This is a genomic window from Streptomyces dioscori, from assembly GCF_003024195.1.
Lineage (GTDB): Bacteria > Actinomycetota > Actinomycetes > Streptomycetales > Streptomycetaceae > Streptomyces > Streptomyces dioscori.
The window spans coordinates 1-15,099 of sequence record NZ_KZ679060.1; the positions used below are offsets into that span (position 1 = coordinate 1).

A 15,099-nucleotide genomic window follows, 5' to 3' on the forward strand; every position below is an offset into this window, starting at 1 on the left:
GAGTCGTGGCATGTCCAACGAGATGGTGGCTTCCTGGGTGTGGTGGGGGTCGAGGTTCACGACCACCAGAACCGTGTTCGATCCGCGTGCGTCCGTGACCGACTTGGAGTACGCGAGCACCGCCTCCTTGTCCGTCTGGTGGAAATGCAGGTCACGCAGTTGTCGAAGGGCGGGGCTGCGGCGCCTGATCGCATTCAGCTCGGCAATCAGAGGCGCGATGCTACGGCCTTCGCGTTCTGCCGACTCCCAGTCTCGCGGACGTAGTTGGTACTTTTCTGAGTTCAGGTATTCTTCGCTGCCGTCGCGTACCGGCACGCCTTCGCACAGCTCGAATCCGCTGTAGACACCCCAGGTCGGGGACAGGGTCGCGGCCAGCACCGCGCGCAGTTCGAAGGCGCCCCGGCCACCGTGCTGAAGGAACTCGTGCAGGATGTCGGGGGTGTTGACGAAGAAGTTGGGCCGCATATAGGCCGCCGCGTCACCGGAGAGTTCGGTGAGGTATTCGGTCAGTTCCTCTTTGGTGTTGCGCCAGGTGAAATACGTGTACGACTGCTGGAAGCCGATCGCGCCGAGCGTGTGCATCATCGCCGGGCGGGTGAACGCCTCGGCCAGGAAGATCACATCGGGATCGGTGCGATTGATCTCCCCGATCACCTCTTCCCAGAAGATGACCGGTTTCGTATGCGGATTGTCGACACGGAAGATCCGTACGCCGTGACTCATCCAGAACCGCAGCACCCTGAGCGTCTCCCGCACCAGGCCCGGCATGTCCTTGTCGAAGGCGATCGGATAGATGTCCTGGTACTTCTTCGGCGGATTCTCCGCATAGGCGATCGTGCCGTCGGAGCGGTGGTGGAACCACTCCGGGTGCTTCTCCACCCACGGGTGGTCGGGGGAGCACTGGAGCGCGAAGTCGAGTGCGATCTCCAGGTCCAGTTCCGCGGCCCGGCGCACGAAGTCGTCGAAGTCGTCGATCGTGCCGAGGTCGGGATGGACGGCGTCGTGCCCGCCCTCGGGCGAGCCGATCGCCCACGGCACCCCGACGTCGTGCGGGCCGGGGTCGAGCGTGTTGTTGGGGCCCTTGCGGAAGGTCGCGCCGATGGGGTGGATCGGTGGCAGGTACACCACGTCGAAGCCCATCCCGGCGATCGCGGGCAGCCGCCGGGCCGCCGTCGCGAACGTACCGCTGACCGGCGGTTTCCCGGGCTCGACCACCGCACCCTCCGAGCGCGGGAAGAACTCGTACCAGGAACCGAACAGCGCCCGCTCCCGCTCGACCTGGAGGTTCAGCGGGTCGGCGGCGGTGACCAGTTCGCGCAGGGGGTGCCGGGCGAGGACATGGTCCACGTCGGGGGTGAGCGCGGCGGCCAGCCGGGCCGCCGCGGGACGGGCGGTGTCGCGCAGACCCGCGACGGCCGCGAGGATCGCCTCCCGCCGGCCCTTGCTCTTCGGCACCCCGGCCGCGGCACGCTCGTACAGCAGCGCGCCCTCCTCCAGGACGAGCTCGGTGTCCATGCCCGCCGGGATCTTGATCCGGGCATGGTGACGCCAGGTGGTGATCGGATCGCCCCAGGCCTCCACGGTGTACGTCCACAGGCCGGGCGCCGGCACGGAGACGGTGGCGCCCCAGCGGTCCGTGCCGGGGGCGAGTTCGCGCAGGGGTGTCCAGGGGCCCGTGCGGCCCTCGGGGCCGCGCAGCACGACGTTCGCGGCGACCGCGTCGTGGCCCTCCCGGAAGACCGTCGCGGAGATCTCGAAGGACTCTCCCACCACGGCCTTTGCCGGCCGACGGCCACCGGTGACGAGAGGACGGACGTCCAGGACGGGGATACGGCCGATCACGGGGGCACTCACGGAGGCACTTTCGGGGGTCGGGGCGGCCGGCCCGGGGGCGGGCGCCGTGGGACGTGTCTCTTGCGCCGGAGCCGCCCGCTCGGCGGTCCGGGTCCTCGGTGCCGGTGGGCGGTCTGCTTTCTCCCCCGGATCCGGGGGTGGTGTGATGCCGGGCGTCGGGGGTGGTGACGGCTGGTGGTGCTTGGCGGGCATGACCGCTCCTGTCCGCGTCAACGTGGGCGGGCGGATGAGAGTGTGAGGAGGTTCTTGTGCTGTGTTACCGGGGGAGCCTTCCCTCCCCTTTCGGGTGGGCAATCCGGCACTTTGTTAACTACTCGCGCGTATGTCCACACACAAGACCGGCCCCACCCGCTGGGAATCCGCCACTGATCTGCAAAGCGTTCACTGATCCGTGAAGCATCTACCCGGGATTCGCGGGACGAGACCGGTCCGTGAATGTCTACTTGGTCAAGGGTTGTCGACCTGCAGGAGTGTGTCGGGGGAACCCGGCCCCACGTCCGACAGCTGCCCGGTGGCGGCCCGGTCGACCAGGGCCCCGGCGACCTCGGCGGGAGCCGCCGAGGAATGGTCGGCGAGATACAGCGCGGCCGCGCCGGCGGCATGGGGCGACGCCATCGAGGTACCCGAGAAGGTCGCCGTGCCCGTGTCGCCCGTGTGCGAGGCGGAGGTGACGTCCACGCCGGGCGCGAACAGGTCGAGCCGCGCGCCCCAGTTGGAGAAGTACGCCCTGGCGTCCTTCGGGTCGCTCGCCCCGACCGTGATCGCCTCCTGGACCCGGGCCGGTGAGTCGAGGCTCGCCGGGCGGTTGTCGTTGCCCGCCGCGATCGTGTAGGTGACGCCGGACGCGATGGAGTTGCGTACGGCGGCGTCCAGCTGCGCGTTCGCGAGGCCGCCCAGGCTCATATTGGCGACGGCCGGTTTCACGGCATGGGTGGTCACCCAGTCGATACCCGCGATGACCTGCGACAACGTACCGGACCCGGTGTCGTCGAGGACACGGACGGCGACCACCCGCGCCTGCTTCGCGACCCCGTACGTCGTGCCCGCGATCGTGCCCGCCACATGGGTGCCGTGGCCCAGACCGTCCTGTGCGACGGCGTCGTCGTCGACGAAGTCCCAGCCGGAGGCGGCCCGCCCGCCGAAGTCCTGGTGGGTGACGCGCACACCGGTGTCGATGACGTACGCCGTCACGCCCTGCCCCGCCGACTCCGGCCAGGTGTAACTGCGGTCCAGCGGCAGCTCCGGCTGGTCGAGGCGGTCGAGCCCCCACGGCGGGTCGGACTGCTGGTGCTCGACGGTCACCGTGGCGTCCCGGGCGACCGAGGCGACCCGGGGGTCGGCGGCCAGCCGCCGCGCCTGCCGCTCGCCGGCCCGCACCGCGTAGCCGTTGAGTGCCGTGCTGTAGGCGTGGCTTATTCTCGCTCCGTACTCGGTGGCGACCGCCCTGCCCGCCTTCGACGGAGCCTTCGTCGCCCCTTTGAGCGTCACGATGTAACTGCCGCTGACGGAGCCGGCTCCCGCGCTGCCGGATATCCGCCCCTCGGGCGCGGCGTGCGCCGGCGGAGCGGGAGCCGAGACCGCCGCCGCCGTCAGGGCCGCGGTCAGGCCTCCCGCCCAGTGCAGCCGCCGTGTGCGCCTCACTGCCATGGTGTGCGCTCCCCTCGTCGACATGCGGCAGCCTCTCGTGCGCCGCGAACCCCCACAAGCCCGCACGCCGGTGCGGAATCGGCCATATCATCCGCAGCCGCACCGAAGGCCGCGCCCCGTCAGGGGCGCGGGGAACTGCGCGGCCCGCCCCCACCGGCCCGCAGTCGCACCACTGCACTCCCGACGAAGCACAGCGCAGCGCTGCGCGCCGTGGTTGCGGAGCAACGACGCCGCTACCGTCGTGGATGACGTCCGTACGTGCTTGGCGACAGCGATACGCCCTTTGTGAAGGTGGAAGCTCGTGAAGGCCATCCGCAGGTTCACCGTGCGACCCGTACTCCCGGAAGCCCTCCACCCCCTCAGCGATCTGGCGCGCAACCTGCGCTGGTCCTGGCATGCCGAGACCCGTGACCTCTTCCAGTCCGTGGACCCCGAACGCTGGACCGCCTCGGGCCGCGATCCCGTACGCCTCCTCGGAAGCGTGTCGTCAGGGCGGCTGGCCCAGCTGTCCGGCGACAGAAGGTTCCTGAGGCGGCTGTCCGCCGCCGCCGACGATCTCCACGACTATGTGACGGGCGACCGCTGGTACCAGGCCCAGCCGTCCGAACTGCCCGCCGCCATCGCCTACTTCTCACCCGAGTTCGGCATCACCGCCGCGCTGCCGCAGTACTCCGGCGGCCTCGGCATCCTCGCCGGCGACCATCTCAAGGCGGCCAGCGACCTCGGCGTACCCCTCATCGGTGTCGGACTGCTGTACCGGCACGGGTACTTCCGGCAGTCCCTGTCCCGGGACGGCTGGCAGCAGGAGCACTATCCGGTCCTCGACCCCAACGAACTGCCCGTCTCCCTGCTGCGCGAGGCCGACGGCACCCCCTCCCAGGTCTCCCTGGCCCTCCCCGGCGGTACGGCCCTGCACGCCCGCATCTGGCTGGCCCAGGTCGGCCGCGTCCCGCTGCTGCTGCTCGACTCCGACGTCGAGGAGAACGACCTCGGCGAGCGCGGAGTCACCGACCGGCTCTACGGCGGCGGCAGCGAGCACCGGCTGCTCCAGGAGATGCTGCTCGGCATCGGAGGCGTACGGGCCGTGCGTACGTACTGCCGGCTCACCGGCCACGCGCGGCCCGAGGTGTTCCACACCAACGAGGGCCACGCGGGCTTCCTCGGCCTGGAACGCATCCACGAACTGTCCTACGAGGACCTCGACTTCGAGGCCGCCCTCGAAGCCGTCAGGGCCGGGACCGTCTTCACGACCCACACCCCCGTGCCCGCCGGCATCGACCGCTTCGACCGGGAACTGGTGGCCCGCCACTTCGGCCCCGACGCCGAACTCCCGCGCATCGACGTCGAACACATCCTGCGCCTCGGCATGGAGACCTACCCCGGCGGCGAACCGAACCTCTTCAACATGGCCGTGATGGGACTGCGGCTCGGCCAGCGCGCCAACGGCGTCTCCCTCCTGCACGGCCAGGTCAGCCGGGAGATGTTCTCGGGCCTGTGGCCGGGCTTCGACCCCGCCGAGGTCCCCATCACCTCCGTGACGAACGGCGTCCACGCCCCCACCTGGGTGGCCCCCGAGGTGTTCCGGCTCGGCGCCCGGCAGATCGGCGCACAGCGCACCGAGGACGCCCTCACCGTCGGCGGCTCCGACACCTGGGACGCCGTCGCCGACATCCCCGACCAGGACATCTGGGAACTGCGCCGCTCCCTGCGCGAGCAACTGGTCGCGGAGGTACGGGAGCGGCTGTACGCGTCCTGGCGGCAGCGGGGCGCGGGGACGGCCGAACTGGGCTGGATCGACGGCGTACTGGACCCGGACGTCCTGACCATCGGCTTCGCCCGCCGCGTCCCCTCCTACAAACGCCTCACCCTGATGCTGCGGGACCGCGACCGGCTCATGGACCTGCTGCTGCACTCCGAGCGGCCCGTCCAGATCGTGGTGGCGGGCAAGGCCCACCCGGCCGACGACGGCGGCAAACGCCTCGTGCAGGAACTGGTGCGCTTCGCCGACGACCCGCGCGTACGCCACCGCATCGTCTTCCTCCCCGACTACGGCATGGCGATGGCGCAGAAGCTGTACCCCGGCTGCGACATCTGGCTCAACAACCCGCTGCGCCCCCTGGAGGCGTGCGGCACGTCCGGGATGAAGGCCGCGCTGAACGGCTGCCTCAACCTGTCGGTCCTGGACGGCTGGTGGGACGAATGGTTCCGGCCGGACTTCGGCTGGGCGATCCCCACGGCGGACGGCACCGCGGTCGACGACGACCGCCGCGACGAGCTGGAGGCCACGGCCCTCTACGACCTCCTCGAACAGCGGGTGGCCCCGCGCTTCTACGAACTCGGCCAGGCCGGTCTGCCCGACCGCTGGATCGAGATGGTCCGCCAGACCCTGTCCCACCTGGGCCCCAAACTCCTGGCGGGCCGCATGGTCCGCGAGTACGTCGAACGCCTCTACACCCCGGCGGCGCTGGCCCACCGCTCCATGGACCACCCCGCCGCGAGGGAGCTCGCGGTGTGGAAGTCCCGGGTGCGGGCGGCCTGGCCGCACATCACGGTCGACCACGTCGAGACGACGGCCGTGACCGCCACGGCCGAACTGGGCTCGACGCTCTCCCTGCGGGTCCTGGTCGGCCTCGGCGACCTGGCCCCGGACGACGTCGAGGTCCAGGCGGTCTCGGGGCGCGTGGACTCCGAGGACCGCATCACGGACGGCACGACGTTCCCGCTGAAACCGGCGGGCGGCCCGGACGGGGAGGGCCGCTGGCTCTACGAGGGCCCACTCGCCCTCGACCGCACGGGCCCCTTCGGCTACACGGTCCGCATCCTCCCGGCCCACCGCCTCCTCGCCTCCAACGCGGAACTGGGCCTGGTGGCGGTGCCGGCGGAGGAGCTGGTGGAGGGGGCGGGGGTGCTCATGCGGTGAGGTGACGCGAGCCGGTGTGCGGCGGGGCGGGGCGGCCGGGGTCTACGCCTCGTCGAACTCCGCGCACATCCGCCGCAACACCACCCCGCACCGCCGCGCGTACGCGTGCTGCAGGCCCCGCGTGGCCGCCCCGCCCGCCTTCGCGTACCACTTGGCCGGGCGGCTGAAGGCGGTCACGGTCAGCCAGACCGTGCCGTCGCCCGTGCGGTCGACCACGAAGGCCTCCTCGCCGGACTCCGGGTGGCCGGGCAGGGTGCCGTAGGCCCAGCCGGCGCGGCGCGGTTCGTCGAGGGTCCAGACCACGCGGCAGGGCGCCTTGATGAGACCGCCCAGGCCGACCGTCACGTCGACGCCCGGGGCGGCCTCGGCGGCCTCCGTCGTGATCGTTACACCGGCCGCCCGGTGGACTTCCCAGGTCATGACCGCCTGCGAGGCCGTTTTGAAGACCTCGTGGCCCTCGCCTATGCGGGTGCGGACGTGCAGCGGGTGGAAGCCGGGTGGGCACCGGCCGTCGCGGGTCGCGCCCACATCCTCGTACGTGAAGGGCATGGGAACCAAGAGTAGGGCGGTACCCGGGACCGATCTCGTCCCGGGTACCGCCCCGCGCACACCTAGGTGGGCGTCACGCCACGTTCACGCCGGACCAGGCCGCCGCCACCGCCTTGTACTCGGTGCTCGTCGAGCCGTACAGCGCCGACGCCGCGCTCAGCGTCGCCGTACGGGCGCCCGCGTACTTCGTCGTGGACGTCATGTACTCGGTGAGCGCCTTGTACCAGATCTTGATGGCCTTGTCGCGGCCGATGCCGGTGAGCGTCGTGCCGTTGGACGTCGTGGAGTTGTAGCTGACTCCGTTGATCGTCTTGGCGCCGCTGCCCTCCGACAGGAGGTAGAAGAAGTGGTTCGCCGGGCCGGAGGAGTAGTGGACGTCCACCGAGCCGAGGCTGGACGACCAGCTGTCCTTGGACGCGCCGTCCTTGCTCGGCTTGTCCATGTAGCGCAGCGGGGTGCCGTTGCCGTTGATGTCGATCTTCTCGCCGATGAGGTAGTCGCCGACGTCGGAGGCGCTGGCCGCGTAGAACTCGACCGCCGTGCCGAAGATGTCGGAGGTGGCCTCGTTCAGGCCGCCGGACTCACCGCTGTAGTTGAGGCCCGCGGTGTTCGCGGTCACGCCGTGGCTCATCTCGTGGCCCGCGACGTCCAGCGAGGTGAGCGGCTTGACGCTGCCCGCGCCGTCGCCGTACGTCATGCAGAAGCAGGAGTCCTGCCAGAAGGCGTTGACGTACGCCGTGCTGTAGTGGACGCGGGAGTAGGCCGCGACACCGTTGTTCTTGATGCCGGTGCGGCCGAGCACGTTCTTGTAGAAGTCCCAGGTGACCTGGGCCCCGTAGTGCGCGTCGACCGCGGCGGTCTGGGTGTTGGACGCCGCGCCCGTGCCCCAGGTGTCGTCCGCGTCGGTGAACAGGGTGCCGGTGCCGGAGGTGCCCTTGTTCAGGTTGTACGTCTTGTGCGAGCCCCGGGACGTGTCGTTGAGCTGGTACGTCGAGCCGGAGAGCGAGGTGCCGATGGTGACCTTGCCGGAGTACTGGCTGTTGCCGATACCGGTCTTGACCGCCTCCCACTCGTACAGCTTCTTGCCCGACTCGGCGTCGGTGACGACGTGCAGCTCCTGCGGGGTGCCGTCGTGCTGGAAGCCGCCGACGACCGTCTCGTAGGCCAGGACCGGCTTGCCGTCGGCCGCCCAGACGACCTTGCGGGGCGCCTTGTCGGCGGCCGACTTGGTGCTGCCCTCTGCCTTCGCGGCGGTCACGGCCTGCTTCTCGGCCGCCGACTTGGCGATGGACGGGGTGACGTCGGTGACCTTGATGGTCGCCTTGGTCGCCTTGGTCACGCCCGTGGTCTTCCCGGCCTTGGTCTCGTGGACGACCAGGTCGCCGCCGAGGACAGGGAGTCCGTCGTACGTGCGCTCGTAGCGGGTGTGGGTCGTGCCGTCGACGTTCTTGACGACGTCTCTGACGACCAGCTGCTCCTTGGCGCCGAGCCCTATCTCGCCGGCGGTCTCCGTGGTGGCGGCGTCGGCCTTCGCGATGAGGCTCGTACGGGCCGCCGGGGACAGCTGGACCGCGGACGCGGCGAGCGTCGCGTCGGAGCTCTCCGCCGGGGTCTGGGCGGAGGCACCGGTGGTCAGACCGGTGGTGAGGAGAGCACCGGCCGCGACAGCGGTGGCGATGGCCAGAGTGGTGCGGTTGCGACGCGCGTAGAGGGGGGTCACACAAGCTCCTTCGTGGGGGGTGTCCGACCGGTATGGGGGAGCGGTCGGGCTGCTGTGAAGTTGCGGTGCGGGTGTGCCTGCCGTGCGAGGTGAACAGTGCCAGGTGGGTCGCGTACATGTCAGCGGGGCAAATGGAGGTTGGCCGGAAATCGTCCGCTGCCCGAAGATCGGCGTACGCATTGCGGACTTGATCGCCCGCAAAGACCCGGCAATGGAACCGGAAGTGGGGGGTAAGGCGGCAGCAAAGCACAGGCAAAGAGGGTGCCGCCCCGGGAGTCGGCTCCCGGGGCGGCACCCTCTGTGTGCCGGGGTCGTGCGGCTAGCTCGTCGGGAAGGTGATCTTCCAGCTGTTGATCCTGCCGACGTCCTGCGCCGCCTGGTCCTGGACCTTCAACTGCCAGGTGCCATTGGCGACTTCGGTTGAAGCGTTGACCGTGTAGGGCTCGGTGACGTTGTCCGCCGAGTCCGAGGAGCTGAAGGACTTGAGGCGGTACGTCGAGCCGTCGGGCGCCACCAGGTCGACGACCAGGTCACCGCGCCAGGTGTGGGTGATGTTCGGCGTCACGATCAAGTTGGACGGGGCGTTTCCGGCCTGGCCGGAAACAGTTATCGAGGAGGTGACAGCGGCCCCGTTGTCCGGAATCGACACGGCGGTCGTGTTCTCGAAGGACGTGCCGCCGCCTCCGCCGCCGGGCCGGGTGCCGACGTTGATGCCGGCCCAGGCGTTCTGCACGGCCGTGTACTCGGCGCTCGTGGTGCCGTACAGCTCACCCGCGACCGCGAGGGTGCCGGTGCGCGCCGCCGCGTAGTTGGTCGTGGTGGTGAACTTGGTGGTGAGCGCCTTGAACCAGATCAGCGCGGCCTTGTCGCGGCCGATACCGGTGACCGGCAGTCCGTCGGAGGTCGGCGAGTCGTACGCGACGCCGTTGACGGTCTTGGCACCGCTGCCCTCGCTGAGCAGGTAGAAGAAGTGGTTCGCCGGACCGGAGGAGTAGTGCACGTCCACCGAGCCGATGCCCGAGTACCAGCTGTCCTTGGACGCGCCGTCCTTGCTCGGCTTGTCCATGTAACGCAGCGGCGTGCCGTTGCCGTTGATGTCGATCTTCTCGCCGACCAGGTAGTCGCCCACGTCGGAGCTGTTGCCCGCGTAGAACTCGACGGCCGCCGCGAAGATGTCGGAGGTGGCCTCGTTCAGACCGCCCGACTCACCGCTGTAGACGAGCCCCGCGGTGTTCGCGGTCACGCCGTGCGTCATCTCGTGCGCGGCCACGTCGATCGAGGTGAGCGGCTTGGCGTTGCCCGACCCGTCGCCGTACGTCATGCAGAAGCAGGAGTCCTGCCAGAAGGCGTTGACGTAGTTGTTGCCGTAGTGGACGCGGGAGTACGCGCCCACGCCGTCCCCGCGGATACCCGTGCGGCCCTGCACGTTCTTGTAGTAGTCCCAGGTCAGCGCGGCCCCGTAGTGGGCGTCCGCGGCGGCCGTCTCGGTGTTGGAGGCGGCGCCGTTGCCCCACACGTCGTCCGGGCCGGAGAAGAGGGTGCCGGTGCCCGACGTACCGCGGTTGAGGTTGTTGGTCTTGTGGTTCCCGCGCGTAGTGTCCGTGAGGTTGTACGTCGACCCGGACTGCGCGCTGCCGAGCGTCACCGAGCCGCTGTACTGGGTGTTGCCGGTGCCGTTCTCGACGCCCTGGTACTCGAAGAGCTTCTTGCCGGTGGCCGCGTCCGTGATGACGTGCAGCTCGTTCGGGGTACCGTCGTGCTGGAGCCCGCCGACGACCGTCTCGTACGCGAGCGTCGGCTTGCCGCCCGCCGCCCAGATCACCTTGCGCGCGCCGTCGGCCTCGGTCCTCTTCGAACCCTCCGCCGAGGCCGCCTTGAGCGCCTGCTTCTCGGCGACCGCCGGCTTCACGGCCGCGCTGGTGGTGAGCCCCGTGAGCGAGGCCCGCACGGCCCGCGTGACGCCCTCGGTCTTCCCCGACCCGGCGGTCTCGACCACCAGGTCGCCGCCGAGGACCGGGAGTCCGGCGTAGGTGCGCTCGTAGCGCGTGTGGACCGTGCCGTCCGCGTCCTTGACGACATCGCGGACGACCAGCTTCTCCTTGGCGCCCAGGCCGAGTTCCGCCGCGGTGTCCGTCTTCGCGGAGTCGGCGTCGCGGATCAGCGCGGCGCGCTGGGCGGGGGAGAGCTTGACCGCCAGGGATCCCTTGTCGAGCTTGCCCGGGGCGGGTGGGGCGTCGGCGGTCGCGGCGCCGGTCTGGACGGCCGCGGCGAGCAGGGCGGCGACGGCGACGAGCGCGCCGGCGGTCGCCTTGCGGGGGAGGGAGCGGGCTGTGGGTCTGTGGGAGGTGCGCTTCAACACGGACTCCTTCTGCGTGGCCACGAACGCGCGGCCAGGGGGGACCGGGCGGCCGGGAGCCGTCCGGGCAGAACAAGACGGAACGCAGAACCACGTGCAAGCAGAGCCGTTCACCGCCCCGCGGCAATTGCTGTGAGGCTGCTGTGAGGCGGTCGTGGGAAGAGTGGCAGGACATGGGCGCATCTGTCAGGTGCGCATCAGGAAGTTGGCCGGAAAGACTCCGTTGTCCGGACGGTCATGTTCGGTATACGGACCAGTTGCCGCACCGCCGCACCGCCGCACCGCACGTACCGCCGTACCGCCGCTGCACCGCCGCTGCGCGGAGGTAGAGGGCAGGAGCCAGGGAACAGGGAGCAGGGGGCAGGGGTCAGGAGGCGGGCGGGGGTCAGGAGGCGGGCGGGGGCTCGCCGTGCCACGAGTGCCACAGCGCCGCGTAGGCCCCGCCGGCCGCCACGAGGCCTTCGTGGGTGCCGAGTTCGGTGAGGCGCCCCTCCTCCATCACCGCCACCCGGTCCGCGTCGTGCGCGGTGTGCAGCCGGTGCGCGATGGCGATGACGGTGCGCCCTTCGAGCACGGCGGCCAGCGCGCGCTCCGTGTGGCGCGCGGTGGCCGGGTCGAGCAGCGCCGTGGCCTCGTCCAGGATCAGGGTGTGCGGGTCGGCCAGCACCACTCGGGCCAGGGCCAGTTGCTGGGCCCGCGAACCGTCCGCGACGGGCGCCCCTCCCGGCGGCCGGGCATGGCCGGCGCCCGGGGGACGGCCGCCGGGGCCCAGCTCCGTGCCGAGCCCGTCCGGCAGCTCCCGGACCCAGTCGTCGGCGCCGACCGCCCCGAGCGCCGCCCACAACGCGGCGTCGTCCGCGGCCGGGTCGGCGATCAGCAGGTTGTCGCGGACCGTGCCGAGGAACACATGGTGCTCCTGGGTGACGAGCACGACCTGCCGCCGCAGCTGCTCCGGGTCCAGAGAGGCGATCGGCACCCCGCCGACCGTCACCGTGCCGGAGCCCGGCACGTCTACGCCCGCGAGCAGCCGGCTCAGGGTCGTCTTCCCGGCGCCCGACGGGCCCACGACGGCCAGCCGTTCCCCGGGCCGTACGGTCAGATCGACCCCGCGGAGCACCTCGCCGCCGCGGTCGTACGCGTACCGCACTCCCCGTACGTCGATCAGGTCGTCCGCCGGGGCGGGGGACTTCGCCATCGGTCCCGACGACGGCCCCGACGGCGGACCCGCGGGTCCGGTGTGCTGGGCCCGGCCCAGGCCCTCCACCCGTGCGAACGAGGCGCCGCTGCTCTGCAGTTGCTCCACCCGCATCAGGATCGTGTCGAGCGGCGACTCCAGCTGGCGCAGATACAGGGCCGCCGCGACGACGGCCCCCACGCTCATCGCGCCCCGCGCGTGCAGGACACCGCCCACCATCAGGACGACGGCCACCGGCAGGACGTTCGAGATCTCCACGGCCGTGAAGAACACGGACCGCAGGTTCAGCGTGCGCATACGGGTGCGGCGGGACGCGTCGAGGGCGTCCCGGCTCGCGGTCACGCGCCGCTGCTCAAGCCCGAACGCCTCGACCGTGCGCGCGCCGGACGTGGTGGCCGAGACGATCTCGGCGACCTCCGAGGTGGCGGCCCCCTCGGCGAGATAGGCGGGCCGCGCCCGGCGCAGATACCACCGCAGGGCGAACCAGACACCGGCCTGGGCGAGCACCGCGCAGCCGCCCAGCAGCGGATCGAGCAGGAAGACCGCGCCGACGAGGAACAGCGCCTGCACGGAGGAGATCAGCAGTTCGGGCCCCGCGTCGCGCAGGGTCGTGCCCACCGCGGCGACATCCGCGGTGCCGCGGGCCGTCAGATCGCCGGTGCCCGCCCGCTCCACCACGGACGCGGGCAGGGCCAGTGTCCGGTCGACGAACTCCTCGCGCACGCGTGCCAGCGTCCGCTCCCCGAACCGGTGCCCCACGAACCGGGCGGCCCGCGCCAGGAGCAGCTGGGCGGGCGCGCACACCAGGATGACGAGCGCCAGCCGGTCCACGGCGGCGACCCCGGCACCGGCCCTGACCTCGTCGATGATGCGGCCGAGCAGCCACGGGCCGGCCAGACCGGCAGCGGCGGCCAGCGCGTTCAGGGCGAGCACGGCGGCGAAGGCGCGGCCGTCCGCGCGGATCAGCCGGGCCGCGGCGGCGCGTACGTCGGCCGGTCCGGCGACCGGCAACTGCGTGCTCACCGCACGGCCCCTTCCGGCTCCTGCGCGTCGCGCCCGCCGGTCTTCCCGGCCTGCCCGCCGTCCGGATCCGTGTCGTCCGGGTCCGCGTCGCGGGCCACCAGCGCCCGGTATCCCGGTTCGCCGTCGAGGAGTTCGCGGTGTCCGCCGACGGCCGCGACCTCGCCGTCGACCAGGTAGTACACGGTGTCCACCTGGTCGAGCAGCAGCGGCGAGGTGCTGGTGACGAGGGTCGTACGGCCGGTGCGCGCCGCGCGCAGCCGGGCGGCGACCGTGGCCTCGGTGTGCGCGTCGAGCGCCGAGGTGGGCTCGACCGCGAGCAGCACCTCGGGGTCGGCGAGCAGGGCCCGCGCCAGGCGTACGCGCTGCCGCTGGCCACCGGAGAGGCTGCGGCCCTGCGCGTCCACGGCCGAGTCGAGCCCGTCGGGCAGCCCGAGCACGATGTCGTCCGCGACGGCCGCGTGCACGGCCCTGCCGACGGCCGCGTCGTCCGTACCGGCCGGGTCCAGGCGGCCGGCCAGCAGGTCGCGCAGGGTGCCCGCGAACAGGTCGGCCTCGTTGTCGGCGACCAGGATCCGGTCCCGTATCCGCGGCAGGGCGATCGCGTCGAGCCGTACGCCGCCCCAGGTGGCCGCCGACCCGGTGTACCGGCCGAGCCGGTCGGCCACGGCGGCGGACTCCGCCGGACGGGCGCTCACCAGGGCGGTCAGCGAGCCCGGCACCACCCGGACGCCGGACCGCGGATCGTGCAGCACGGAGGGCTCAGCGGGGGCGTCCGCGGGGATGTCCGGGGCGGGGCCGACGGGCGGGCCGTCGGCCATCAGCGGCTCCAGGGCCAGGAAGCGTACGACGCGTCGAGCGGCCACCACGCCCCGGCTGAGCTGGTAGCCGCACTCGACGAAGAACGCCACCGGGCCCACCAGGACCGCCGCATAGCCGTACACGGACACCAGTTCGCCGACGGTGAGCGAGCCCTGCGCGGCGAGCCGGGCCGCCAGCCAGGTCACCACGGCCAGGAACACCGTCGGGAGCCCCACCCCGAGCGCCTGAAGCCAGCTCGTGACGGCCCCGACCCGGTACCCCTGTTCGCGCAGCAGTTGGGAGTCCCGGCGGAAGGCGTCCGCGAACAGTCCCTTGCCGCCGAGGCCGTTGAGGACCCGCAGTCCGCCCGCGAGGTCCCCGATCCGCGCGGTCAGCGTCCCCTGCCGCTCGCGGTACTCCGTCTCCACGCCCCGCAGCCGTCCCATCAGGGGGCCGACGAGCAGGACGATCACCGGTATCCCGATCAGGACCACCACGGCCAGCGGCGGCGAGACCGACAGCAGCAGCCCGGCCACGACGACGTACGCGGCGGCCGAGCCGACGCCGGGCCCCACGACGGTCAGGGCCCCGCTGATCGTCAGCACGTCGCCGACGCCGATCGTGACGACCTCCCCGGTCCCCGTCTGCCGGGACAGCCCGGCGCCCAGCCGGGTCGCCTGCCCCACGACGAGCTTCACCGTACGGAAGTTGGCGTCCATCCGGACCTTGGTCATCGTGCGGTGGCGCAGGAGGCCCACCACGGCGTTGAACACCCCGAGGCCCAGCAGCGCGGCGCACCAGCAGGCCAGCGCCGCCAGGTCACCCGGCTCCAGCCCGTCGTCGATCGCCCGGGACAGCAGATACGGCGTCAGCGCGATGAGCACCAGCCAGACGGTGGCCAGTACCGCGCCCGCCGCCGACCGCCCCGGCTGCCGGGTGACCAGCCACCACAGGTACCGGCCGCCGCCGCGCAGGTCGGGGACGCCGGGATCCTCGTACGCGAAGCGCTCCAGGCGGCCCAGCCGCCCGGGGGCCGA

The 15,099-nt window shown here is 71.7% G+C and carries 8 protein-coding genes; 1 reads left to right on the forward strand and 7 read right to left on the reverse strand.

Annotated features, from left to right (window positions below; translation table 11 throughout):
- Together C6Y14_RS39915 and C6Y14_RS39920 are read right to left on the reverse strand one after the other, a co-directional pair.
- A partial coding sequence (locus C6Y14_RS39915) for an alpha-1,4-glucan--maltose-1-phosphate maltosyltransferase (protein ID WP_107021904.1) occupies positions 1-2,046 on the reverse strand: 2,046 nt, incomplete at its 3' end.
- 255 nt (positions 2,047-2,301) lie between these two features.
- Positions 2,302-3,501 (reverse strand): S8 family peptidase, encoded by a 1,200-nt coding sequence (locus tag C6Y14_RS39920; protein ID WP_107021833.1) that lies wholly within the window; start codon positions 3,499-3,501, stop codon positions 2,302-2,304.
- 301 nt (positions 3,502-3,802) lie between these two features.
- On the opposite strand from C6Y14_RS39920, the gene C6Y14_RS39925 reads away from it, so the two are divergent.
- Positions 3,803-6,421, forward strand: coding sequence for a glycosyltransferase family 1 protein (locus C6Y14_RS39925; RefSeq protein ID WP_107021834.1), 2,619 nt, complete (start codon positions 3,803-3,805; stop codon positions 6,419-6,421).
- Between the two features lie 42 nt (positions 6,422-6,463).
- On the opposite strand, the gene C6Y14_RS39930 is transcribed toward C6Y14_RS39925, so the two are convergent.
- The 5 genes from C6Y14_RS39930 to C6Y14_RS39950 form a co-directional block, all read right to left on the reverse strand.
- The gene (locus C6Y14_RS39930; protein WP_107021835.1) at positions 6,464-6,970 is read right to left on the reverse strand and encodes a DUF1990 family protein; all 507 of its coding nucleotides are present in this window, start codon (positions 6,968-6,970) and stop codon (positions 6,464-6,466) included.
- Between the two features lie 73 nt (positions 6,971-7,043).
- Positions 7,044-8,690, reverse strand: a complete 1,647-nt coding sequence (locus C6Y14_RS39935) for a M4 family metallopeptidase (RefSeq protein WP_107021836.1) — start codon at positions 8,688-8,690, stop codon at positions 7,044-7,046.
- 319 nt (positions 8,691-9,009) lie between these two features.
- Positions 9,010-11,046 carry a M4 family metallopeptidase gene (locus C6Y14_RS39940; protein WP_225891517.1) on the reverse strand — a complete coding sequence of 679 codons (2,037 nt, stop codon included), beginning with the start codon at positions 11,044-11,046 and terminating at the stop codon, positions 9,010-9,012.
- A 385-nt stretch (positions 11,047-11,431) separates the two neighbouring features.
- Positions 11,432-13,264, reverse strand: a complete 1,833-nt coding sequence (locus tag C6Y14_RS39945; protein WP_107021838.1) for an ABC transporter ATP-binding protein — start codon at positions 13,262-13,264, stop codon at positions 11,432-11,434.
- The gene (locus tag C6Y14_RS39950; RefSeq protein ID WP_107021905.1) at positions 13,261-15,075 is read right to left on the reverse strand and encodes an ABC transporter ATP-binding protein; all 1,815 of its coding nucleotides are present in this window, start codon (positions 15,073-15,075) and stop codon (positions 13,261-13,263) included. Before C6Y14_RS39950 ends, C6Y14_RS39945 begins: the two co-directional genes overlap by 4 nt.
- Positions 15,076-15,099: the final 24 nt, after the last annotated feature.

Excerpts from the sequence above, each read along its gene's own strand:
- C6Y14_RS39920 (WP_107021833.1), bottom strand. The coding sequence starts at position 3,501 with ATGGCAGTGAGGCGCACACGGCGGCTGCACTGGGCGGGAGGCCTGACC.
- C6Y14_RS39930 (WP_107021835.1), bottom strand. The coding sequence starts at position 6,970 with ATGCCCTTCACGTACGAGGATGTGGGCGCGACCCGCGACGGCCGGTGC.